The sequence below is a fragment of the Paenibacillus sp. FSL H7-689 genome, from assembly GCF_000517905.1.
Lineage (GTDB): Bacteria > Bacillota > Bacilli > Paenibacillales > Paenibacillaceae > Paenibacillus > Paenibacillus amylolyticus.
In genome coordinates this window covers 100,225-121,271 of record NZ_ASPU01000002.1, presented here as the reverse complement: position 1 = coordinate 121,271, position 21,047 = coordinate 100,225, and the positions used below count along the sequence as shown (strand labels likewise).

The 21,047-nt window shown below is 45.3% G+C and carries 22 protein-coding genes and 1 riboswitch; of the genes, 6 read left to right on the top strand and 16 right to left on the bottom strand.

Annotated elements, in window-relative coordinates:
• Positions 1-245: 245 nt before the first annotated feature.
• Positions 246-725: a hypothetical protein gene (locus C170_RS00565; protein WP_036605758.1), complete on the top strand. Its 480-nt coding sequence runs from the start codon at positions 246-248 to the stop codon at positions 723-725.
• 521 nt (positions 726-1,246) lie between these two features.
• Here the strand turns inward: C170_RS00565 and rarD are convergent.
• The 5 genes from rarD to C170_RS00530 all read right to left on the bottom strand — a co-directional run bounded on the left by rarD (position 1,247) and on the right by C170_RS00530 (position 4,946).
• Positions 1,247-2,125, bottom strand: coding sequence for an EamA family transporter RarD (gene rarD, locus C170_RS00555; RefSeq protein WP_017692421.1), 879 nt, complete (start codon positions 2,123-2,125; stop codon positions 1,247-1,249).
• 150 nt (positions 2,126-2,275) lie between these two features.
• On the bottom strand, positions 2,276-2,854 hold the full coding sequence (locus C170_RS00550) for a hypothetical protein (protein WP_036605756.1): 579 nt from the start codon (positions 2,852-2,854) through the stop codon (positions 2,276-2,278).
• A gap of 219 nt (positions 2,855-3,073) precedes the next feature.
• Complete coding sequence (locus C170_RS00540) at positions 3,074-3,469, bottom strand: hypothetical protein (protein WP_133120498.1); 396 nt, start codon at positions 3,467-3,469, stop codon at positions 3,074-3,076.
• Between the two features lie 255 nt (positions 3,470-3,724).
• Complete coding sequence (locus C170_RS00535; protein ID WP_036605754.1) at positions 3,725-4,366, bottom strand: NAD(P)-dependent oxidoreductase; 642 nt, start codon at positions 4,364-4,366, stop codon at positions 3,725-3,727.
• Positions 4,367-4,589: 223 nt separating this feature from the next.
• Positions 4,590-4,946: a HesB/IscA family protein gene (locus C170_RS00530; RefSeq protein ID WP_036605753.1), complete on the bottom strand. Its 357-nt coding sequence runs from the start codon at positions 4,944-4,946 to the stop codon at positions 4,590-4,592.
• Positions 4,947-5,389: 443 nt separating this feature from the next.
• Here C170_RS00530 and mqnE point away from each other — a divergent pair, with 443 nt between their 5' ends.
• Both mqnE and C170_RS00520 read left to right on the top strand, forming a co-directional pair.
• Positions 5,390-6,496 (top strand): aminofutalosine synthase MqnE, encoded by a 1,107-nt coding sequence (mqnE, locus tag C170_RS00525; protein ID WP_036605752.1) that lies wholly within the window; start codon positions 5,390-5,392, stop codon positions 6,494-6,496.
• Between the two features lie 234 nt (positions 6,497-6,730).
• Positions 6,731-7,792, top strand: coding sequence for an NAD(P)/FAD-dependent oxidoreductase (locus C170_RS00520; protein ID WP_036605751.1), 1,062 nt, complete (start codon positions 6,731-6,733; stop codon positions 7,790-7,792).
• On the opposite strand, the gene C170_RS00515 is transcribed toward C170_RS00520, so the two are convergent.
• Positions 7,789-8,043 (bottom strand): YuzB family protein, encoded by a 255-nt coding sequence (locus C170_RS00515; protein ID WP_036605750.1) that lies wholly within the window; start codon positions 8,041-8,043, stop codon positions 7,789-7,791. The two genes, C170_RS00520 and C170_RS00515, sit on opposite strands and share 4 nt — an antisense overlap.
• Positions 8,044-8,121: 78 nt before the next feature.
• Between C170_RS00515 and C170_RS00510 the strand changes: the two genes are divergently transcribed.
• Positions 8,122-8,367: a NifU family protein gene (locus tag C170_RS00510; RefSeq protein ID WP_017692412.1), complete on the top strand. Its 246-nt coding sequence runs from the start codon at positions 8,122-8,124 to the stop codon at positions 8,365-8,367.
• A 138-nt stretch (positions 8,368-8,505) separates the two neighbouring features.
• On the opposite strand, the gene C170_RS00505 is transcribed toward C170_RS00510, so the two are convergent.
• Entirely contained in the window at positions 8,506-9,285 is a 780-nt protein-coding gene (locus C170_RS00505) for an SDR family oxidoreductase (RefSeq protein ID WP_036605749.1), read from the bottom strand.
• Between the two features lie 173 nt (positions 9,286-9,458).
• Here C170_RS00505 and C170_RS00500 point away from each other — a divergent pair, with 173 nt between their 5' ends.
• Positions 9,459-10,460: a DUF2167 domain-containing protein gene (locus C170_RS00500; protein WP_162158944.1), complete on the top strand. Its 1,002-nt coding sequence runs from the start codon at positions 9,459-9,461 to the stop codon at positions 10,458-10,460.
• Positions 10,461-10,578: 118 nt separating this feature from the next.
• Here C170_RS00500 and C170_RS00495 read toward each other — a convergent pair whose 3' ends face one another.
• The 6 genes from C170_RS00495 to C170_RS00470 form a co-directional block, all read right to left on the bottom strand.
• Positions 10,579-11,418 (bottom strand): MetQ/NlpA family ABC transporter substrate-binding protein, encoded by an 840-nt coding sequence (locus C170_RS00495; RefSeq protein ID WP_036605748.1) that lies wholly within the window; start codon positions 11,416-11,418, stop codon positions 10,579-10,581.
• 74 nt (positions 11,419-11,492) lie between these two features.
• Positions 11,493-12,152, bottom strand: coding sequence for a methionine ABC transporter permease (locus C170_RS00490; protein WP_036605747.1), 660 nt, complete (start codon positions 12,150-12,152; stop codon positions 11,493-11,495).
• Positions 12,153-13,187, bottom strand: a complete 1,035-nt coding sequence (locus tag C170_RS00485; RefSeq protein ID WP_036605746.1) for a methionine ABC transporter ATP-binding protein — start codon at positions 13,185-13,187, stop codon at positions 12,153-12,155. It abuts the gene before it with no gap.
• 126 nt (positions 13,188-13,313) lie between these two features.
• Positions 13,314-13,455: riboswitch (SAM riboswitch) on the bottom strand.
• Positions 13,456-13,584: 129 nt separating this feature from the next.
• A complete protein-coding gene (locus C170_RS00480; RefSeq protein WP_017692405.1) occupies positions 13,585-14,301 on the bottom strand; it encodes a Cthe_2314 family HEPN domain-containing protein in 717 nt (238 codons plus the stop codon).
• A 163-nt stretch (positions 14,302-14,464) separates the two neighbouring features.
• Positions 14,465-15,403: a COX15/CtaA family protein gene (locus C170_RS00475; RefSeq protein WP_036605745.1), complete on the bottom strand. Its 939-nt coding sequence runs from the start codon at positions 15,401-15,403 to the stop codon at positions 14,465-14,467.
• A gap of 542 nt (positions 15,404-15,945) precedes the next feature.
• Positions 15,946-16,290: a thioredoxin family protein gene (locus tag C170_RS00470; RefSeq protein WP_036605744.1), complete on the bottom strand. Its 345-nt coding sequence runs from the start codon at positions 16,288-16,290 to the stop codon at positions 15,946-15,948.
• Between the two features lie 141 nt (positions 16,291-16,431).
• Between C170_RS00470 and C170_RS00465 the strand changes: the two genes are divergently transcribed.
• On the top strand, positions 16,432-17,718 hold the full coding sequence (locus tag C170_RS00465) for a DUF2515 family protein (protein ID WP_036605743.1): 1,287 nt from the start codon (positions 16,432-16,434) through the stop codon (positions 17,716-17,718).
• 200 nt (positions 17,719-17,918) lie between these two features.
• Here the strand turns inward: C170_RS00465 and C170_RS00460 are convergent, their stop codons facing one another.
• From C170_RS00460 to C170_RS00450, 3 genes are all read right to left on the bottom strand, one after another.
• Positions 17,919-19,547: a putative polysaccharide biosynthesis protein gene (locus C170_RS00460; RefSeq protein WP_036605742.1), complete on the bottom strand. Its 1,629-nt coding sequence runs from the start codon at positions 19,545-19,547 to the stop codon at positions 17,919-17,921.
• 61 nt (positions 19,548-19,608) lie between these two features.
• On the bottom strand, positions 19,609-20,049 hold the full coding sequence (locus tag C170_RS00455) for a DUF456 domain-containing protein (RefSeq protein ID WP_051446930.1): 441 nt from the start codon (positions 20,047-20,049) through the stop codon (positions 19,609-19,611).
• Between the two features lie 54 nt (positions 20,050-20,103).
• Entirely contained in the window at positions 20,104-20,853 is a 750-nt protein-coding gene (locus C170_RS00450) for a Cof-type HAD-IIB family hydrolase (protein ID WP_036605740.1), read from the bottom strand.
• Positions 20,854-21,047: the final 194 nt, after the last annotated feature.

The following is a 21,047-nucleotide window of genomic DNA, read 5'->3' as shown; positions in this document are numbered from 1 at the left end:
TAAAACCGTGTGTAGGCAAATGGTAAGTAGTAAGGTAAAACAAGAGCTTGAGGCGCTGTTCCCGGGGGGATTAGCGCCTTTTGGCGATGAAGTGCGTTGAGGGGGCAGCGTGGTCGGCGTTCCGGGGGCGCAGCGTTCTTATGAGCAGGCTAAATGCAGAATGGTTTTTTCGCTTACATATGAATATAATAAAATAAAATCATGCAGAACATCGGTTAGCTTATTTTAAGAGCGGGGGAAAATGGATGAGTTTTTTAAAAGGGTTCGGTCAGTTAGCTGGGGAAGTTACCGGGAAAGTGTTGGGCGGTAGCGTGAGGGTTGTTGGCGAAATTGCAGGAAGCCCCTTTATCAAAGAAGTCGGAAACGGCGTAGAGAAAGCCACGATTAATACAGGCAAAACCGTTGGACAACTCGCTAGCGGTACATATGATCTTGCCAGTGGTGCAATTCGAAAAGATGATACCGCCATAGACGCGGGGCTTGCCGATATTGGAGGTGCTGTAACCAATACTGCAAAAGGTGTAGCGATATCAGCCAAGTATGTATATAACAGCGGTAAAGATGTTGTTGTGGGCATGAAAGAGGAAGATAAGGACAGAGTGAAGCTTGGTGCCAAGAATCTTTTAGCTGCTGCTGCGGTAACAACACTCGCTGTCGGTATCATCGATGCAGTTGATGGGGCTGAAGGTGTGGATACGTCGGAATCCGGATTAGATCACCAATAACACAACAACTGAAGAAAAACAGCTTATTAGGGCAACCAAAATATGGAGACAACTAAATGATATTTTTTCAAGAAAAATCCGTTGTTTCTTCTGAATAAAACATGAGTAGATGAACACCGTTATCACAACGGGCAGATATAAATGAAGATCCGGACCATCCGTGCTCGGTAATAGTTTATTAATATATCTACCTATCGTCTCGTTGACCATCATGAACCCATATATACTACCGATTATTGCTGAAACTGCAAACTGAAATAGTATCTGAACTACAGCCTTCTTTACAAAGAATGGTTCTCGTTTGCGGTAACGGTTATTAACCATCATATATCTGTCGCCTCCTCGTTTTTCTATTTCTCTTTTTGGTTACTATTTTTGATTACTACTCCTGTATTTTACCATAACGTTGATCAGCCTTCCTTTTTAGTTTTTATCGACCTATCGCTCCCCCACAAACAACAAATTGCCCTCTCCACCTCATTGGCAGAAAGGGCAATTATGGCGATACCAGATACCTCTGTTCAGCTTACCTTAGCGAGTCTCGTAGCACGTATCGATGCGGCAGCGTATACGATGAGCGCTGTCCAGATCAGCGCGAAACCAACGAGCAGAACTGGCGAGACCGTTTCCTTGAACACAAACACGCTCAGGATCAGCATGATTGTCGGCCCAATATACTGTACAAAGCCGAGTGTGGACAACGACATTCGAGCAGCCGCCCGTGCAAAGAACAGCAGCGGCAACGCCGTCACCACACCGGAAAGCAGCAGTTCGAAGAACATCGGTGCAGGCAACGTCCATGCCGTTGCTTTTCCTACTATGGCTAAGTAGATCCAGTAGCCCAGTGCGACGGGCAGAACTACAGCTGTCTCCGAAAATAAACCCACAGAAGCGTCTTGCTTAATCTTCTTCTTCGCCAGACCGTACAAGCCAAATGACACGGCCAATGAGATCGCAACCCATGGGAAACGTCCGTAGTCAATAGCGATGATAAGCACCGCGACACCAGCGATGGCAATCGCGAGCCATTGTCCACGGTTTGGCTTTTCATGAAGGAAGACAACTGCCAGTAACACGTTCAGCAACGGGTTCAAATAATAGCCCAGACTTGTCTCAACGACATGACCGTTATTAACCGCCCAAATGAAGATAAGCCAGTTAATAGCAATTAGCAGCCCACTCGCGGTGAGGGACAGCAGGGTCGAACGACTGGTCAGAATGCGCTTCATGTCACTCCATCGACGTTGGACGGCAACGAAAATCCCCATAAAGACAAATGACCAGACAACCCGGTGCGATAAAATCTCGCCTGCCGGTACATTTTCAAACAACTTCCAATACAGCGGGAGAACTCCCCACATGATATACGCAATGATCGCGTTGATTAATCCACTATTCATAACTGTATCCCCTCTTACTGCTCTGATATCTCAACGGATTATACGCCTCGATCCTCATTTAAGTAAAGGGGGTAATAGGTCATACAGGAATCCATGCCTAGTTCAAATGAGTTTTTCTTTGAGTAAAATTCCCCGCTTAGCGCAACCAAATTATGCTTTGCGCTTTTTCTTTCTTACTCTCATGAAGAAGATAAAGATCGCCGCAAATACGACTACACCTACGATAAACAAATCAATATCTTGCTCAAACATAAACCACATTTTGTGTTCTACGTTCACTTGTTGTTTTGGTGGATATCCTTCCCCAAATAGCTCAGTTGCTTGGTTCAAATCATTCATTTCGATGGTCAAACTGCACGGACTACTACTTAATTCGCCATCCACTTCGCTAAAGTATATTAAGTATTTGTTACCTTCCTTGAAATCAAATCCCCATGTGAAATTAGTTGCAATAATTAGTTGAGAGTCAACTTCAGTATTCCAACTCCTCTCAACTTCCACTAAAATATATCTAATTTTCTCTTTGGTCCCCGTAAATCCCTCTTGCTTCAAGTCGACCTTTACTTGCTTTACTTCACCATAAACAGCTCCATCATATATTTCTAACTGTTCTTGGGGGCTTCCCGATTCAACACATGACAAAGCGTTAACATCTTGTGCATTTGAGATAAAGAACACGCTAGATATAAAAAAAATTAACGTGATTATACGAAGCTTCAGTTTTTCCACCTTCTTCTCATAATGTTAATTGGTACATCTTTATTGACCTGTTTAACAGGAAAAATGTTACATTTTTCCTGACCTTTAGGAACAAAATTCAGTCCATCTTTAACTCCAGTAATTTCAAATTCCATTCCGTCGACCTGTTCATATCCTGTAGTAGGAAGCCGTTCAGAAAAGAATCGTCTATGTATGGTAGCGTCACATTTGATCCTATTTTGGTTACTTTCACTTTCCTCCAACATGAAACACACCAATTACGGTTTCACCATCTTTGTCATACAGTGGAATATCCCATCCGTCTGGTGATCTGCTGTTCTGTATCGCAATAGCTTCTTCAGGTGTTTTTGGTTGCTCGCCATCCATGTCTTTTTTCAGCAGATATCCGTCTGTACCATCCACACCAGTAGCCAAGATTAAATCAGGTTCCGTTTCTGGAGAAGTCGCATATGCGGCAGAACCATATGTCTGTCCATTCTTATTTTTCGGATAAAGAGAAGTAATGTGAAATTGATTCATCTTATTTTTAACGTTTGTATATTGGGATAACCCTGAACCACTCGATTCATTCATCATAAAAACCAAAAAGATCAATAGTATAACTCCATTAGAATACATCTTCACAACTGTTCACTCCCTTGTACTTTTGAACTCGCAGCAATTCCAATGAAGAGAAGATGGCTTTCACACAATCAGACTTTCCTCCCAACTTTAGAATAATATAACATAGATTCAAAGGAGTAGTTGGAAGTTGAACGATACTCATCTAACCTATCTAACGTTATTGCAGAACTTCCCTCTTCGATAACATAAAAAAACGGACACCGATCTGTGGAGATCAGCGTCCGTTTGTATGTTCCATATTATCATTTAAAAGTGTTACTTCACTTCGCCAACAACGGTAAAGCGCTCGTTTTTGTGTTGTGGGTTCTCAATCTCATCAACCAAAGCAATCGCATAGTCTGCATAGCTGATGTAGCTGTTGCCTTCGCTATTCACGAGAATAACGTCGTTGCCTGCTTGATATTTGCCGGTGCGTACACCTTCTGGATTAAAGAATCCAGCCGGGCTCAGGAATGTCCATTGAATACCTGAAGATGCTTGCAGATCCTGCAAGTTTTGGCCTTGGTTCGTTGCAGTTGCTTTGTAAGCATCCGGGAATCCCGGGGATTCAAAGACACGCAATGTTTTGGACTCATCTGTGAACAGGCTTCCTGCTCCACCCACCACGATCAGACGAGTGTTTGGTGCATCCTTGAGGATGTTGATCAACGCTTGTCCTACTTCCACATGCAGGTTTTCTTTACCAGCTGGAGCACCAAATGCATTTACAACCACATCGAATGCTTTAAGATCTTCAGCTGTAAGATCAAATACATCTTTCTCCAGCGTATTCAGGCTTTTATCTTCCAATTTGGATGCATTACGAACGATTGCCGTTACTTTATGCCCTCTGTCTGCTGCTTCTTTCAAAATTACACTTCCTGCTTTGCCTGTTGCACCAATGATTGCAATGTTCATCATGATCTCTCCTTTAAATTATCGATATTGTTTATGTTTGAACTTTATATTGTAACTATAGTTGTTACAACTAAGTTTGTCAACCATGCACAATCAGTACACGCAAAAAAGCCCCTGATATCATGCCCGTGCAAAACGGATACAATTCAGAGGCTATCTATTAAAGGGACTACATACTGCTTATTTAAAACAAGATTGGGAAACCGCTGTACAACTCAGTTTCTTAACAATCCTTATCAGGCACACCCGCATCTTCCTTCGTACGGAAAGAAGATCCACATCCACAAGTGGCTACCGCGTTCGGATTATGGATGGTGAACCCACCCGTCATACCGGACTCTTCAAAATCAATTTCGAGACCATCCAGATACTTCAGGTTTTCCTTCTCAACTACAACCTTCATACTCTGAATATCCATATACAGGTCCTCATCGGACTCTTTATCGTCAAAGCCCATGGCGTACGAAAATCCGGTGCAACCGCCCGGTGCTACGCCAAGACGCAGGAACATACCAGGTGTCTCTTGCTGTGCAAGCATCTCTTTCAATCTGTCAGCAGCCGTTTCGCTGATGTTAATCATGCCAGGTCACTCTCCTTTTCATTAACTCTTCTTTAAATTATACTCCACCCCGTCAAGGGTCTCAAGTCATGTTTGCCTCTTTCCGCGTTCCCCCTCTACTCCTTTTTCTTCCCAGTGTATTGAACCCCCGCGACACGAGGTTTATAATGAATAGGTGGTCGCACTGAAATGTCGATATTTTGCCATGACTTATTCAGGTGACGATCATATATAGAGTTGTAATTTTTTTCACATTTCGAGACTGTCCGCAGTCCCCAATGCATATAGAGTCACAAGACTCACTTTAATGAAAAAATTAGCTTTACGTACGCAGCACACGCTGCACCGGGTAAATAAGAGTTAGTCCATATAAGAAGGCGGCAGTTGACCGCATCTTTGCTATGTAGTTCTGTATGCAGATCCTACACACAACTCAAATCCGGTTAAGAACAGGAGGAAACAGTATGTCCACATTGGTAACACCGTTCACAGACAAAAGAATGGCTGAAATCGTTGAGAAAGTGCAGAACGGCGTAAGGCTGAACGTAGAAGACGGCGTATATCTGTATGAAACAGATGATCTGCTAACTTTGGGCCAGCTGGCCAATGAGGCCAACTTGCGGAAAAATGGTAAGAAAGTATATTTCATCGAAAACATGAGTCTTTATTTTACGAACGTATGCGAAGCCCACTGCGCTTTTTGTAATTTCCGTAAAGACCAGGGTGAAGAAGGCTCCTATACATTATCCGGTCAGGAAATGATCGATTATGTGGAACAGCATATTCATCCAGGCGTACGTGAGTTCCATATCGTAGGCGGACATAACAACCATGTTCCTTTTCAATATTATGTCGATTCCCTGCGTGCTTTAAACGAGAAATATCCGGATGTTACGCTGAAAGCCTACACGGCAGCCGAGATTGATTTCTTCACCCGGATTAGCGGACTCAGTATCAGAGAAGTTCTGCAGGAGCTGCAAAAAGCAGGTCTGAAAACATTGACTGGTGGCGGCGCTGAGATTCTGTCAGATGAATATCGCAAAAAAATGCGTGTAGACAAAGCGAACGTGGATCGTTATCTTGAGGTGCACCGTACTGCTCATAACCTGGGCATGCGTACCCATACAACGATGCTGTATGGATCGATTGAATCCTATGAGGACCGCGTTAACCACATGGTGCAGATCCGTGAATTACAAGACGAGACCAACGGATTCATGGTCTTTATCCCGCTTTCCATGCAGCCAAAAAGTAAAAACGCGAGCATTATGCGTCGTAACTCGGCTTATGAGGATCTCAAAACAATTGCGATCAGCCGTCTGATGCTGGATAACATCGATCATATCAAAGCATACTTCATTAACATCGGTCCACAGCTAGCTCAAGTTGCCCTTGGATTTGGTGCTTCGGATGCACACGGTACAATCGTTCGCGAACGGATTAGTCATGCGGCAGGTGCACTCACACCTGAAGGCCTTACACGTAAAGAGCTCATATGGCTCATTAAAGGTGCAGGACGTATTCCGGTAGAACGTGATACGTTCTACAATGAAATTCAAGTGTACGAATAGGATATAACTCCATCCACAACCAATATTGCACCAGCACCACTCCAGAACGCAGCTTTCATTATAGGGAGACGTTTGAATTCGAGTGGTGCAAACTGCTGATTAATATCTTCAATTTTCAATATCTACTTTTCAATTATTCAAATCATAACAAAAGGAGCAGCTATGTTATTGCATAGCTGCTCCACAGTTTACAGCCCCATTTCAGTGGGACTGATGCAGAAAGGAAGCCGAGTCATGAAAAATTTCGTCATTCTTGGAGGCGGCTATGGCGGCCTCACCATCATCAAGGAACTTCTGGAGGGTAAAATTCCATCCGATACACAAATTATTTTGGTGGACCGCAGCCCCTTTCAGGGATTAAAGACAGAATATTACGCACTCGCAGCAGGAACCGTATCTGATTATGACCTGCGTATCCAATTTCCAGTGAGCGATAAAGTCACTTACCGTTATGGAGAAGTTACTTCGATTGACCTGGAACAGCGTCAGATTGAATTTGAAGGCCAAGACCCGCTCGTGTACGACAAACTTGTCATTGGACTTGGTTGTACAGACCGTTTCCACAACACGCCAGGCGCCGAAGACTACAGCTGTACCATTCAGAGCTTTAGCAAAACACGCGAGACCTACCTGCGCCTTAATGAAGTCAAAGCCTATGGCAATGTGCATATCGTAGGTGGCGGATTAAGTGGTGTCGAGATAGCAGCCGAACTTCGTGAGAGCAGACCGGATCTGAACATCAGCATTTTGGATCGTGGTGAACGTGTATTATCCGCTTTCCCGCAACGTCTATCCGTATATGTGCATGAATGGTTCAACGAACATCAGGTAGAGACACGCGGGCATATCGCCATTTCACGCGTTGAACCTAATGCCATCTATAACCGGGATGAACAGATTCTAACAGATGCTGTCGTATGGACTGCAGGCATTCAGCCAGTAAAAGTGGTACAGGATCTGGACGTAACCAAAGATCCTCAAGGACGTGTCGTCTTGAATGAATACTACCAAATCCCGGAATATACCGATGTGTATGTCGTTGGTGACTGTGCCAGTGTACCTTATGCACCTAGCGGTCAAGCTGCGGAAGTACAGGGTGAGCAGATCGCCCATATTCAGCATGCCCTCTGGAAAGGCGAAAAGCCCAATCCACATCCACTCAAGCTTCGTGGCACACTGGGTGCACTCGGCAAGAAGTCTGGGTTTGGGCTGATGGGCAAAACGTCCATGATGGGACGTGTACCTCGTATTTTGAAAAGTGGTGTGCTCTGGATGTCCAAGCGTCATCTCGGTTAGTCGAGATCCAGCTCGTCCCAGACATCGGCTTCGGCAATTTTGGCCAGAATGGCGTTATATAGATCTTCCACTTTGTCCGTGATGACAACTTCACCATTCACCAGTGCAAATGGAGTCATAGAACATTGGCCGCAGTTGGTGAGGCAGCCGTATTCAATCACATCATAGTCTGGATTTTCTTCCAGTTGATCCATGACTTCATCTGTGCCAAAATGCATATTATTGGCACAAAATTCAATAATCGGTCTCATATAGTTTCACCTGCTTTGTTTGACCATTTTAATTTGTGGCCATTTGTAATATAATATAGGGGAAAGGAGTTGAAAAAAATGAGCGAAAACGCACAAAGCACCATGTATGATGAAGTAATTGATGTGCTTGACAAACTTCGTCCGTTTCTGCAACGCGATGGCGGTGACGTGGAACTGGTCGACGTGGAAGACGGCATTATTAAGCTGAAACTGGTCGGTGCCTGCGGCAGTTGCCCAAGCTCCACCATTACCTTAAAAGCCGGGATTGAACGTGCCCTTCTCGAAGAAGTTGAGGGTGTACAAGAAGTCGTACAAGTATTCTAATCAATCCTTCACGAAATAAACCTCAAGAGCCTTTCGCTTCGCATGAAGCGGAGGGCTCTTTTTTTGTGTGCATATGCAGAGAGTCCATGTTCACAGTCACGTTGACCCGTCTCCACGTACAATCCTTCAATTCACCTTTTAAGTATCCTCGCGCTGTATGGTCGGACGAATCGGATCAAGTCCTCCAGATACATCCATAATGTTACCTGTTATAAAATCGGAATGATCAAGACACAGATACGTAATCACTCGTGCAATATCTTCACCGCTGCCTGGGCGCCCTCTTGGTGTTTCCTCGTCGATGATGCCTGCCATTTCATCAATCGTTTTCTCTTTGTTCGCACCACGAATGTCACCTGGACATACCATGTTAACCGTAATTCCATACGGGGCTTCTTCAACCGCGAGTGTCTTTGTGAACGAAACCAGACCCACCTTGGCAGCCGCATATACGGCGCGATGAGGCCAAGATCTCGCTTCTCCAGCATGACTGAAGCCAAAATGGATAATGCGTCCCCATTGCTTGCGTCTCATCTCTGGCAATACACGCTGATCCAGTAACATCGGTCCCAACAGATTTCCCTGCACAAGCATCTGGACCTCAGCTTCAGAATAATCCGCAAATAATCGTCGTTCACGGACAAATGGACCTGCGTTATTCACCAAAATATCAATGTTGCCCAGCTTACCTTCCACCTGCTCAACCAATGAAGAGATATCTTCCACCTTGGATATATCAGCCTGGATGGCAATGCACCGCACACCCTTGGCTATAATCTGAGCCTTTAAAGCCTCAGCTTCTGTTCTGCTGTGTACATAGTTGAGGGCAATATGACACCCTTGATCTGCCAGACTGAGGGCCGTCATTTTACCAAGACCTTTGGCACTTCCCGTTATGAGGGCAATCTTTCCCTTCACGTTCATCCCCCTCTTCAAAGAGCAGTCACTATCCAGTATAAAAGATTTATCGTCCTCCTACAACTCGCTTATCCACAAGGGATTATCCACCTTTAATTCCAAATATATCTTGATAGGAATCAAGCACCTATGGTACTGTCGAGGATATAACCCGAAAGGACCTCTACATGAATATGAATAACAAAAGATGGATATCATTTCTTACACTTTTAATGTTGAGTTTATTCACAGTCTTTAGTGCCTTACAGGTATCAGCGGCGGCAAGTGAGAATGAGCAAGCACCTGATGAGTACGATTGGATTATTGGACCAGCATCTGTCTCTCTGGATGGTAAGGCCACCCTGGAAGTCCCTGAAAGCCATTCCTATCTGGATAAGCCCAATACCCAACGCTCGATACTTAACAGTGATGGGAAGCCTAACGGGAACGAAATCGGAAGCCTAACCAGCAATAGCGAATTCGGCTCGTGGTATGTTGTGTTCGAGTACGTGAAGACAGGTCATATCCATGATGACGATCAAAATTTGAATGCCGAAGAGCTGTTAAGCAGTTATATCCGAGGCACAGAAGAAGATAACAGAGAACTTGATCCTGAATATAGAACGTACATAACGGGGTGGGAAATCGAACCGGCATATGACAGTACCAAACATCAGTTGGTTTACTCCCTTGGTTTCAAGAATGCTGATCAGCAAGCCATGGTCAATTACAATGTAAAACTCCTGACACGCGAAGGGTACATCACAGCCATTCTGGTTACAGATACGGCCAACTTTCAACAAAGCCGCCAGGAATTCGAGGAAACTGTCCTTAATCAACTTAGCATCAATGCAGGATATACCTACGAGGAGTACAATGCTTCGACTGACAAAACATCCACCATAGGGCTCAACAGTCTTCTGATGGGCGGGATCGGATACACAGCTTCCCAGAAATTCAGTGCTCTTCTTTTGCTCAAAAAAGGATGGGCCTTGATCTTGGTTGTCCTCCTTGGGCTGATCGGTTGGATCAGATACAAAATCAAAAGCTCACACGGAGAAGAAGAGAAACTCTCTCCCTCCGAGAGGACGTACCTGCAAGAAGCCGATGAACAGCAGTATGCTGATCAGAATGAATTATCCTACTACCGCCAATCTGGGCATCCATCCAACGCTGATAAACCGGAAAAACTTTGACTTATGTTGATCCCCACGTCAGCACAGATTAGGAAACATAAAATAAGCCGTATATCTCTTTAGAAGAGATATACGGCTTGTTCTTAATAGCTTCACATCATATCATACATATCGTGAATTATTCAGTTGCAGGTTCAACTGCACCTTTATAACGTTCTTTGATGAATGTTTTCACTTCTTCGGAGTGCAAAGCAGCAGCCAGTTTTTGGATTGCATCTGCATCCTTGTTGTCCTCACGGGAAACGAGGATGTTTGCGTATGGGTTACCTTGCAGATCTTCGATCAGCAAAGCATCATTCGCCGGATTCAGGTTCGCTTCAAGCGCATAGTTAGCGTTGATAAATACCAGATCTGCTTCATCCAATTGACGAGGCATCATGGCTGCATCCAGCTCGATGATATCCAGGTTCTTCGGATTGGCTGTGATGTCTTGAATCGTAGATGTAATATTCGTGTTGTCTTTCAGCGTAATGATACCTTCCTTCGCAAGCAACAACAGTGCACGTCCACCATTGGATGGGTCATTTGGAATTGCTACTTTTGCGCCATCAGCCAATTCATCCAAAGACTTAATCTTCTTGGAGTATCCACCAAAAGGTTCAACATGAACAGGTGTTACAGAAACGAGGTTGAATCCACGTTCTTTATTCTCTGTGTCCAGATAAGGCTGGTGCTGGAAGAAGTTCGCATCCAATTTTTTATCAGCAAGTTGCTGATTGGGTTGTACATAGTCATTGAACGTAACGACTTGCAGACGGATACCTTGTGCTTCCAGTTCAGGCTTGATGCTCTCCAGAATCTCTGCGTGTGGTGTAGGTGAAGCTCCAACTTTCAATTCAACTGTACGAGGTGCACCTGCTGAATTGTCTGCGCCGCTATCGGCGTCCTTGTTGTTTCCGCAAGCTGCGAGAACCGCAATCAACATAAGACTAAGTAGAGCAAAAGACCATTTTTTCATGTGTAAAACCCCTTCTCTAATCATTTTGTCATGTGGCATCTGCATTAATGCATATCCATCATGTTATCTATGTGTTATTTCCTGGTGAAAAATGTAACCAAGCGATCTCCAGCCATCTGGAGAATTTGCACTAGAATGATCATCGACACTACGGATATGATCATAATTTCATTTTGATAACGGAAGTATCCATAGTTGATTGCCAGTGTTCCCAGACCTCCACCGCCAACCATGCCCGCCATCGCCGTATAGGAGACGAGCGTAACAATGGTGATCGTTATACCAGCAAGCAGTCCAGGCAGTGCCTCAGGCAGTAACACCCGTCTTACAATCTGTCCGGTCGATGCACCCATCGCCTGTGCCGCTTCAATGACACCACGATCAACTTCTCGCAACGTCGTCTCCACCAAACGAGCAAAATAAGGAGCTGCTGAAATCACCAAAGGAGGTATAACGCCGAGCACCCCCGTAGCTGTACCGACGAGTATACGAGTGAATGGAATAAGAGCAACAATCAATATGATAAATGGGACTGAGCGCAAAATATTCACAATCAGGGATAGTATAGTGTACACTGCCCGTGACTTAATCGAAGCAGATCGGGCTGTCATGAACAGCAGTACTCCGAGCGGTAAACCTAAGATAACGGTAAACAAGCCTGATACACCCAAAATTTGCAGTGTCTCTATGGAAGCTTTACCAACCTCTTCCCAACGTACGGTTGAAAAATCCATCTAACGAAGCACCTCCACATCAAGTCCCTCAGCGGTTAATTCTGATATCGTCCGATCAATCGCATTTGAATCACCCTCGAACCGAACGGTCAGCTGCCCATAAGGAACCTGTTTGATCGTAGAGATTGTACCTTGCAGGATGGCAAAATCCACGCCTGTTTTACGTACCGTTCTAGACAAAATCGCTTCATACGTTTTGTTACCCAGAAAGGATATCTTCACAAGTTTGGAAGCAGCACCTGCCTGCAATTCAACGCCTGCATTTGCCAGAGCGGTCTCTTCCAGAGCAAGTCCAGCTTCATGGTCACGCATCATGAAGTCCCGCGTAATCGCATGCTGCGGCTTCAGGAACACGTCTGTAACAGGTCCTTGTTCCACAATGCCACCTTGATGAATGACAGCCACCTTGTCACAGATGTTCTGAATGACATGCATCTCATGTGTGATCAGCACAATCGTAAGGTTGTACTTTTCATTAATGTCGAGTAATAACTTAAGGATTGAATTTGTCGTCTGCGGATCAAGTGCCGAAGTAGCCTCATCACAGAGAAGAACATTTGGGTCACTTGCAAGTGCTCTCGCAATCCCTACACGTTGTTTTTGGCCACCCGATAATTGAGCCGGATATTTGCTGCTATGGTGCTCCAGACCAACCAGTGCGAGCATTTCCTTCACTTTGCGATCAATGACTTCCTTGGGTGTATTCACAAGTTTTAGTGGAAAAGCTACATTGTCATATACCGTTGCCGAGGATAACAGATTAAAGTGTTGAAAAATCATTCCGATCTTGCGTCTCTGTTGCTGCAATTCGGTTTTGCTCAGTTCAGTCAGGTTAATTCCGTCAACCCATACCTCACCCTCCGTAGGCCGTTCCAGCAAATTAATACAGCGAATCAATGTGCTTTTGCCCGCTCCGGAATGGCCAATCACTCCGTAGATTTCGCCCTTTTGGATGCTCAAATTCAACTCGGATAACGCTGTTGTAGATTTTGTTCCTTTGCCGTACGTTTTCGTTAAACCTTTTAATTCAATCAATCGCACTTGCCCCTTTCCAACCACCTACATGTATCTTTACCCGATCTAAAGGAAAACTCCCCCTAAAGTACAAAAAAAGAGCCCTTTGCAGATACAAAGAGGGCTCTTCACGTGAAAGAATATACCTTCTCATCTGCCAAAATCGTGTCTTGCACCATTTTGTAGGAATTAGCACCTAACATCTATAACGAATGATACATGTATCATGTCATTACAAATCGGTTGCCGGGCTTCATCGGGCCTGTCCCTCCGCCGCTCTCGATAAGAAATATGTTGTTGTAGGATTTTATAAGTTCATGTAGTTTATGCTTTATAATGTGAACGTAACTTCCGAAATATCAGTTATATCCATGTAACATTCGATTGAAACTCAGTATATTCCAAGTATTCCGATTTGTCAAAGGGAATTATTTCTTTTCCATATTTTATTGATATAACTATAAGAGGCTGTTAACGTTTCACAGACCATATCCACGCCCTGACGCATTTCCTGCACATGCTGATTCAGATCCTCCAATTTCACTTTACCTTGCAAGGTCTGGTGTAACTGCCACAGGTCATCGTGCATTTCTGAGTTCATGTAGTGAATTTCCATATTACGTCGCTTGCGCAGCTTGCTCATCGGTTCACGATAAGAGTCCTTGATCTGTATTAATTGCAATGCAAGATCATGATGCTCCCGTGCATAGTCGAACTGCCTTAACACAGTAAAATAAGAAAAATGCGCTTTGGTATTGGAAGTATTCAGCTGGAATATTTCATTTAATACTGTGCCGACTTTATCCAGAATGGCAAAGCAGCGGATAAAGCCATCTTTGTAGAAATACACATAACGTGCATACTCGGCTTTTTCAGTCGGCGTCATATCATCCGTTGAACCTGCAACGACCTTTTTACGAAAATGAGCAGCAGCGAAACAGCTTTGCTCCAGTTCATCCAGTGAGGAGATGAGTCCCTGAGTCCACACATACAGTTTCCGATAGTCATGCGTGGGATCATGGTCCACATGCATTTGTCGTTGAAATAGCTCAAGCGTATGCGCCATTGCGTCCATCGCTGCTTTCAATTTACCTTCGTTTATACGTGGCTTTTCCCCCAACAACGTTCGCAGCATATCTAACCTCCTCTTTTCCAAATCAACAAGAATTCATCACCGTAAACGAAGCATCATTCATTCCGTGTAATTGCTGCTTGCCATAGGTTGCCCTGATCCCTCTGACATCAAACAAAGTCCACCTGTCCAATGATGTACATCACTGGATGGTGGACTTTCATATTTAAAAACGATTAGCCGGGCGATGTAGCTTGTACACCAGGAAACTCATATACGTTAAGACTCCGAACAATATGGCGATATCCAGCATATGAGCAAGAGCTACGAACATGTATACTTCCGGACGGTTCATTGTCACCATCATGAAAATACCAATGACTACTTGCATCAGAATAAGAACAACGGATACCACACCCAGAGTACGCATTTCCTTGTTGTCCGGATGATTACGGTAAGCGAAGTGACCCAGGATCGCGATAACAATCACGAGCGACGCAGCTGCTGCACGGTGAGCAAAAGCAACCGCTACCCCACCCGAAAGCTCAGGAATAATCTGACCGTTACAAAGCGGAAATCCAGAACATCCGCCGGCAGAATCCGTGTGACTCACAAATGCACCTGTGTATACCACGAGATATGTGTAAATGGTGGAGAACCAGACCAGATTCCTGAATTTTTTGCTAACCCGAGGGTATTTATTCAGGCGCTCCAATCCGCCATCTTTTGCCTCCTGCCTTATGCCCAGCGCCATCATTAGAGAACTCGCAAAAGCGATCAGTGCAAAACCAAAATGCAGTGCCATGACTGCTGAAGATTGGGAGAAGACAACGGCAAAAGCCCCCATGATTCCCTGGACGATAACAAATACCAGAGTTAAGAAAGAAAACAATTGCAGGTCACGGCGTGATTTGCCAAACCGCAGAAAAGCAACAAACGAGGCAATGGACAACAGTCCAGCCAGTGCACTTACAGCGCGATGGGAATATTCAATGAGTGAAGCCACAGTATGTGCGGGAACGAGTTTTCCGTTACATAAAGGCCATTCTGTTCCGCAGCCAAGGCCTGATTCCGTTTTGGTTACGATGCCTCCACCAAAAGTAGCCAGAAACATGACAAGACAGGTTAATACGGTTAACCATTTAAACAAAGTTAAGTGTTTCAATTTTTTCTCACCCGCTGTTGGTTTAAGATGGCGAAGAATATTCTCCGCTTGTTTCGGTACTTTGACACTTATTTCACAACTAAATTCATTATACCGGATAAAATGTTCATTGACGTCGCGCTTTGTGACAAAATGTTAACGTCTGGTGAAATAATGACCCGCAGGTCATTGGAGTTATGTAATTGAGGGATATGCCAGTTCAATTGTGTCTTAAACAGAATCCTGAACACACAAACGCAAACGCCATTTCCCTATTTCAAGAGAAATGGCGTTTCATCTAGTATACCCTTTTACAACATGAACCTGTCATACTTTTATATAAGTTCAATGAAACATTTACACAATAACGGAGAGGACAGAAATAACCAGAAGAAGCGAAGCTAAAAGCTTTCTGGAAGAAAGCTGCATCGGAAGCATATGCTTCGCCTTTATCCCCGGATTTCTCCCCTTTATAAAAGGGATCAAAGAAATCTGGGGATAACAGCGATCGGAAGGTTATTCTGTCATCGGAGTGCCTGTGTAAAAGTTGAGCTTGTATAACATTATTTATGAATCGTGTTGTACACCTCAACTGCGCGATCCAGGAACTGCTCAATCTCTTCTCTCGACTTGCGCAGCTTGTTCACATACCGTACGAGTTCGCGGCCATCTGTATACGCCACAAAGCTTGGAATGCCAAGAATATTCTGCTCTTCACTAACGGTTCCAACCTGATCCACGTCGACCTCAATCAAGGTCAGTTCACGTGAATATTTCTCTTCAACCTCAGGCATAAACGGATCGATGTATTTGCAGTCACCACACCAGTCTGCCTTGAATACGGCAATCGTCAAACGTGGGGATTGGATGGCTACATCAAAAGCCGGTTTGGAAGTAATCTGTTCCATTCAGTTCATCTCCCTTTCTGTACCTTGTCTTACCCTAAGTGAAGCAAATTGGCGAGTGGAAGTCAAATAATCAGCGCATACTTAGAATAACCACATGGTCTGTGAAAATAAACCCAGAACATCATGAAAGGATGTCACATCATGACTTCCACCAGAACCGATTCTTCCAGCGAACAACATCACGGGTCCCTTCTGCAGATGGTCCGTTCCATTCCGGGTGCTGCCCGTGAAATCTGGCGTGGCAAACAGGCTGCATGGCAAGCTTCAGCACAGCTTCGTCACCCATTGCGTGACATCGAGTGGGATACCGATACGGCAGCTGCCTTACAGTCTGAGGTGGAACGTTTGTTACCTACCAGCAACAAATCTTTTACACGCACGGACCAGGTTCAACGCGCACTCGTCTGCGAAGAAGATTGCATCATTCTGGAAGAGATTAAGACACTGACTCAGGAGCACAATCGGAGTAATATCACCCGCACGGCAGCCTATCTGGAATGTTATGAGCAATATCCCGAACTGCATTGGGCACTACTGGCCCATATGGTCTCTCGCAACGGCGGATATCACATGACAGATCTTCAGAGTGACTTAATGCATAATCTACAGAATCAAAGCGATCGCGAGCATATGTATCGGCTGCTGGAGCGGTGCAATGCACTCATTTTCCAGGATGCATATCCACAGCTTCTGCTGTATATGAACAGTCGCCGGATCGGACGTAGCTGTTTCCATCTCTTGTCGCACTTTCACGTATCGGCGTTTATGACGCCGTTTTGGGAACGCTTTTGGCTGGAACGATGCAGTTCACTGCTAAGTGTGGCATTAATTATTAATGAGCAGAACTATATCGAGAGCCGGGTGGTGCATCATCCTTATTTTCAAAAAGAAGTACTATCCAAACCCGCATTCCATCTGCATAATCTGGCCGGTCTGAATCATATCGTCTTTCCTCTTGGACGGGGAGCAGGACTCGCAGGACGCGTCATTGAACATTTTGGCAAACTGGATGAGCGAATCATGTTTGGTAAAGGCCTATATGCTCTATTGTTTGGCGTGGAGCAAGTACACACACAAGTGTTGGAGTTCGCACGTTCGGTTCCCCATCGTGGCTCGCGCGCTGAATATTGGCCTGGCCTGTTTACTGATCGTGAAGACGAGGCGGGTGAACATACATTATACGCTCAGGAGCTAATGGATGAAGAATGGCTTCCAGAAGGGCAACGATTATATAGTCCGGAACTGCTCTCCGTATGGGGGGACACGCCTTATGAACCGATCACCAGACAGGACTGGCTTCAGACTCGGGATTGTCTCGGTTATCTGACGGCACCGCGTCGCCCATGGCTGTTTGAGATGAGTCACGAACACCGGTATGGCATGCTGAAAACAGCACTGGCTCATGATGCTAAAGCTATCACACACTAATGTTGAAGACTATATAGAGCAGGCAAAGACGGATGATGTGATATCCGATGTACCGCTAATCCTCGCTTGCTGGGCTAATGTCGAGTTCAGTCGCTCAGCTCTCCTTAGCTAAACAAAAAGCCCTGTCCGCTTCAATAGCAGACAGAGCTTGTATCCTATTTTCACAAAATATTGGAGCATGGATGATGCTCCTTGCATGTTTAACCTCTTTGCCCAGCTCCACGTTGAAGACGCATAAGTGGACGAAGAATTTTTTGCAGAATGCGAGGGTAACTGCCCAGCTCGTCCTTGCGCAGTACACGCAGCACAACCATGAGAACCAGATACACCACCACAACAAGCAAACCAACCACAAGGCAGGTAAGCAAGAAGGATACACGCACTGGCAGGAACAGTCCAAAGATCGTATTGCCAATCCAGTTCGTTGCAAATCCTACACCTGCTGCAAGCAACACTGTAATGATAAATCCTTTCCAACGATCTCCCATGATGGAGAAATCAACGATTTTGCGAAGGACCCGCAGATTCAGGTACGTGATGACCAAGAAGCAGAGGGCCGTTGCAATAATGATGCCGTAAATGCCGAAGATCGGCGCCAGAATCAGACTTGCGATCAGTTTGATCACAACACCTGCTGCGACACTGATCATCGTAATCCGCGGTTTCCCTACCCCTAGTAAAATAGAGTTGGTGGTCATCATCGTAATCTGGAAAATGGTACCGAATGTTAACAAGGCAATGATCGGCGTTCCATCCAGATTGGTAAACAGCAATCCGTTGACCGAATACGCTGCCGCACAAAGTGCAATGACAATCGGCATACCAGTCAGAATCGAAATGCGCAAGGCAAGTGTAACCTGACTTTTCAGATGCGCTTCATCCTTGCGGGCAAATGCTGCCGATATGACAGGCACCAATGATTGACTCAAAGCGATAGCCAGAATCGGAGGAATACCCGCAATACTTTGGGCTTTCGCACCCAGGATCGCAAGTACACCAGTCGCTTCTTCGAGTCCGATCTGGCCACTAAGCAGTGGTACCACAAGGGATGAATCGATGAAGTTAATGGCTGGAACCGCAAGTGAAGACAGCACAATTGGAATAGACAGCTTAAAGATATCACTGTAGATACCTCGCATCGGTAACTGCTCTGCACGCTCGTAATTCAATTGGGCCGCACGGTCGCTACGACGTAGCTTCAAGGTGAAGTACAGCATGACACCGAAGGCACCCACACTTCCTAATACCCCACCAAATGAAGCACCTGCCGCAATCGTCTGGTCATCATAATTCCATTGCAGCATGACATAAGCCACGATAATGGCTGTACCTACACGGGCGAACTGTTCAACAATCTGTGAAATACCACCCGCTGTCATGTTGCCGCGTCCTTGGAAATATCCACGCATCATCGCAATAGCCGGGAAAAGTAGTAACGCTGGAGCCAAGGCGCGAATGGCGCTGACCGACTCCGGTACTTTGGACACATACGTAGCATAATAAGGTGCCGCGAACCACAACAAAGCAGACATGACTACCCCGGCCACAGCGGCAAAGATCAGGGCTGCACGGTAGATCTGTTGGGCTTCACTCGCGCGTCCGAGCGCATAGCGTTCCGATACCATCTTACTAAGTGTACTCGGTATGCCCGCCGTTGCTACAGTTAACAGCATTAAATATACCGTATTGGAGATGGTAAACGATGCGTTACCGATATCGCCGAGGATATGCTCCAGCGGCACCCGTTGAACCAATCCGAGTACTCTTGCGATCAGTGCAGCGGCCGCCAGTATGAGCGTACCCCTAATGAATGTTTCTTTCTTAGACAAACGAATTCCCCTTCTTTCCTCCACACCGGACGTGCATCCCGTTGAAGCTAATCCTGAACGTTTAGGCGAATCTTACCACCCAGATAATAAAGAAAACAATCATGACGATTTGCAAAATAATTTTCATCACAGTACTCGTAAATAGCCCCACAACGGAACCAAATCCAACTTTCGACGCTTTGGAAGGTGAAGACCCTCCGATCAGTTCCCCGATAAATGCACCGATAAATGGTCCCAGCACCAGTCCAAATGCCGGAATGACAAATGGGCCAATGATAACACCAATGGTACTCAGCGTTGTTGATAACTTGGAGCCACCGAACTTCTTCACGCCCCATGCACTGACGACATAATCAGCCACAAACAACACAACAACAATCAGAATCTGAATGATCCAGAACCACACACCAAACGGATCAAAACTGAAGAACCAGCCGTAGACCAGAAACGCGAAGAAAATCGCTACAGCACCAGGCAGTATGGGATATACCGTTCCAGCCATCCCCACTGCAAACAACAGCACAATTAAAATCCAGGCAACGGTTGCGAGCAAAGGTTACTCCCCCTTCAAAATATGTTCACGGATCACTTCGACGATGCCGTCTTCATTGTTACTCGCTACGATCAGATCAGCCGCTTCCTTCACCTGCTCCTGCGCATTACCCATCGCTACACCAAGACCCACGGCCTCAATGACAGCCAGATCATTCAAACTGTCTCCAACAGCAACAACTTCGGACATCTCGATGCCCAGCAGCTTGCAGACTTCGGCTACACCACTGGCTTTGGATACGCCGGCAGGGTTGATCTCAATATTAACGGGTGAGGAGTTGGTCATTTGCAGACCGCCCATTTGTTGCAGTTCCATCATGATCTGGTGACGCACTTCATCCACTTCCGTATTGAAGCCGAATTTCAACCATTCCAGACCTTCAATGTTGTCCGTCCAGCGGTCACGATTGAACAGTTCTTCCACGGAGTATGCCCAGTACCAGCTATTATATTTTTCACCGATTTCCTGCATTCTGCGAATCAATGCCGGGTCCATCAGATGACGCATATGCAGGTCATGCGGGGCTTTCCAGACCTCACTACCATTAACAGTAACCATCGGTGTCTCCAGTCCAAGCTGGACTGCATAAGGCATCGCGTGGAATACGGCTCTTCCTGTGGAAAGGCACACATGTACACCCCGACGAATGGCAATTTGAATCCACTTGGCGGTCTCCTGTGTAATTTCATGATTATCGTTAAGTAATGTTCCATCCATATCCAATGCAAGCAATTTGTATTTCAGTTCACTCATACAGTAGTTCCTCCTAAGTTGTCTCTCTCCAAGTTGAACTCATGGATATCCATTCAGGCACTACGCGGGCAGAAAACCTTTCGAGTCGTAGTATCTTTGTTTTAGAATTACCTTTTTCTTTAGTGTATTGAGATTATACGAGGTAATCGTTACGTGTACGGATCGTCTTCCGATCGCTGTTGTCTCCGAATTTT

Coding starts and splice junctions, on each gene's coding strand:
- C170_RS00515 (WP_036605750.1), bottom strand. CDS start 8,043: ATGAGACCGATTATTGAATTTTGTGCCAATAATATGCATTTTGGCACA.
- mqnE (WP_036605752.1), top strand. CDS start 5,390: ATGTCCACATTGGTAACACCGTTCACAGACAAAAGAATGGCTGAAATC.
- C170_RS00480 (WP_017692405.1), bottom strand. CDS start 14,301: ATGCTGCGAACGTTGTTGGGGGAAAAGCCACGTATAAACGAAGGTAAA.
- C170_RS00455 (WP_051446930.1), bottom strand. CDS start 20,049: ATGGCTGGAACGGTATATCCCATACTGCCTGGTGCTGTAGCGATTTTC.
- C170_RS00500 (WP_162158944.1), top strand. CDS start 9,459: ATGAATAACAAAAGATGGATATCATTTCTTACACTTTTAATGTTGAGT.
- C170_RS00510 (WP_017692412.1), top strand. CDS start 8,122: ATGAGCGAAAACGCACAAAGCACCATGTATGATGAAGTAATTGATGTG.
- C170_RS00465 (WP_036605743.1), top strand. CDS start 16,432: ATGACTTCCACCAGAACCGATTCTTCCAGCGAACAACATCACGGGTCC.
- C170_RS00520 (WP_036605751.1), top strand. CDS start 6,731: ATGAAAAATTTCGTCATTCTTGGAGGCGGCTATGGCGGCCTCACCATC.
- C170_RS00450 (WP_036605740.1), bottom strand. CDS start 20,853: ATGAGTGAACTGAAATACAAATTGCTTGCATTGGATATGGATGGAACA.
- rarD (WP_017692421.1), bottom strand. CDS start 2,125: ATGAATAGTGGATTAATCAACGCGATCATTGCGTATATCATGTGGGGA.
- C170_RS00470 (WP_036605744.1), bottom strand. CDS start 16,290: ATGGAACAGATTACTTCCAAACCGGCTTTTGATGTAGCCATCCAATCC.
- C170_RS00490 (WP_036605747.1), bottom strand. CDS start 12,152: ATGGATTTTTCAACCGTACGTTGGGAAGAGGTTGGTAAAGCTTCCATA.
- C170_RS00565 (WP_036605758.1), top strand. CDS start 246: ATGAGTTTTTTAAAAGGGTTCGGTCAGTTAGCTGGGGAAGTTACCGGG.
- C170_RS00530 (WP_036605753.1), bottom strand. CDS start 4,946: ATGATTAACATCAGCGAAACGGCTGCTGACAGATTGAAAGAGATGCTT.
- C170_RS00535 (WP_036605754.1), bottom strand. CDS start 4,366: ATGAACATTGCAATCATTGGTGCAACAGGCAAAGCAGGAAGTGTAATT.
- C170_RS00495 (WP_036605748.1), bottom strand. CDS start 11,418: ATGAAAAAATGGTCTTTTGCTCTACTTAGTCTTATGTTGATTGCGGTT.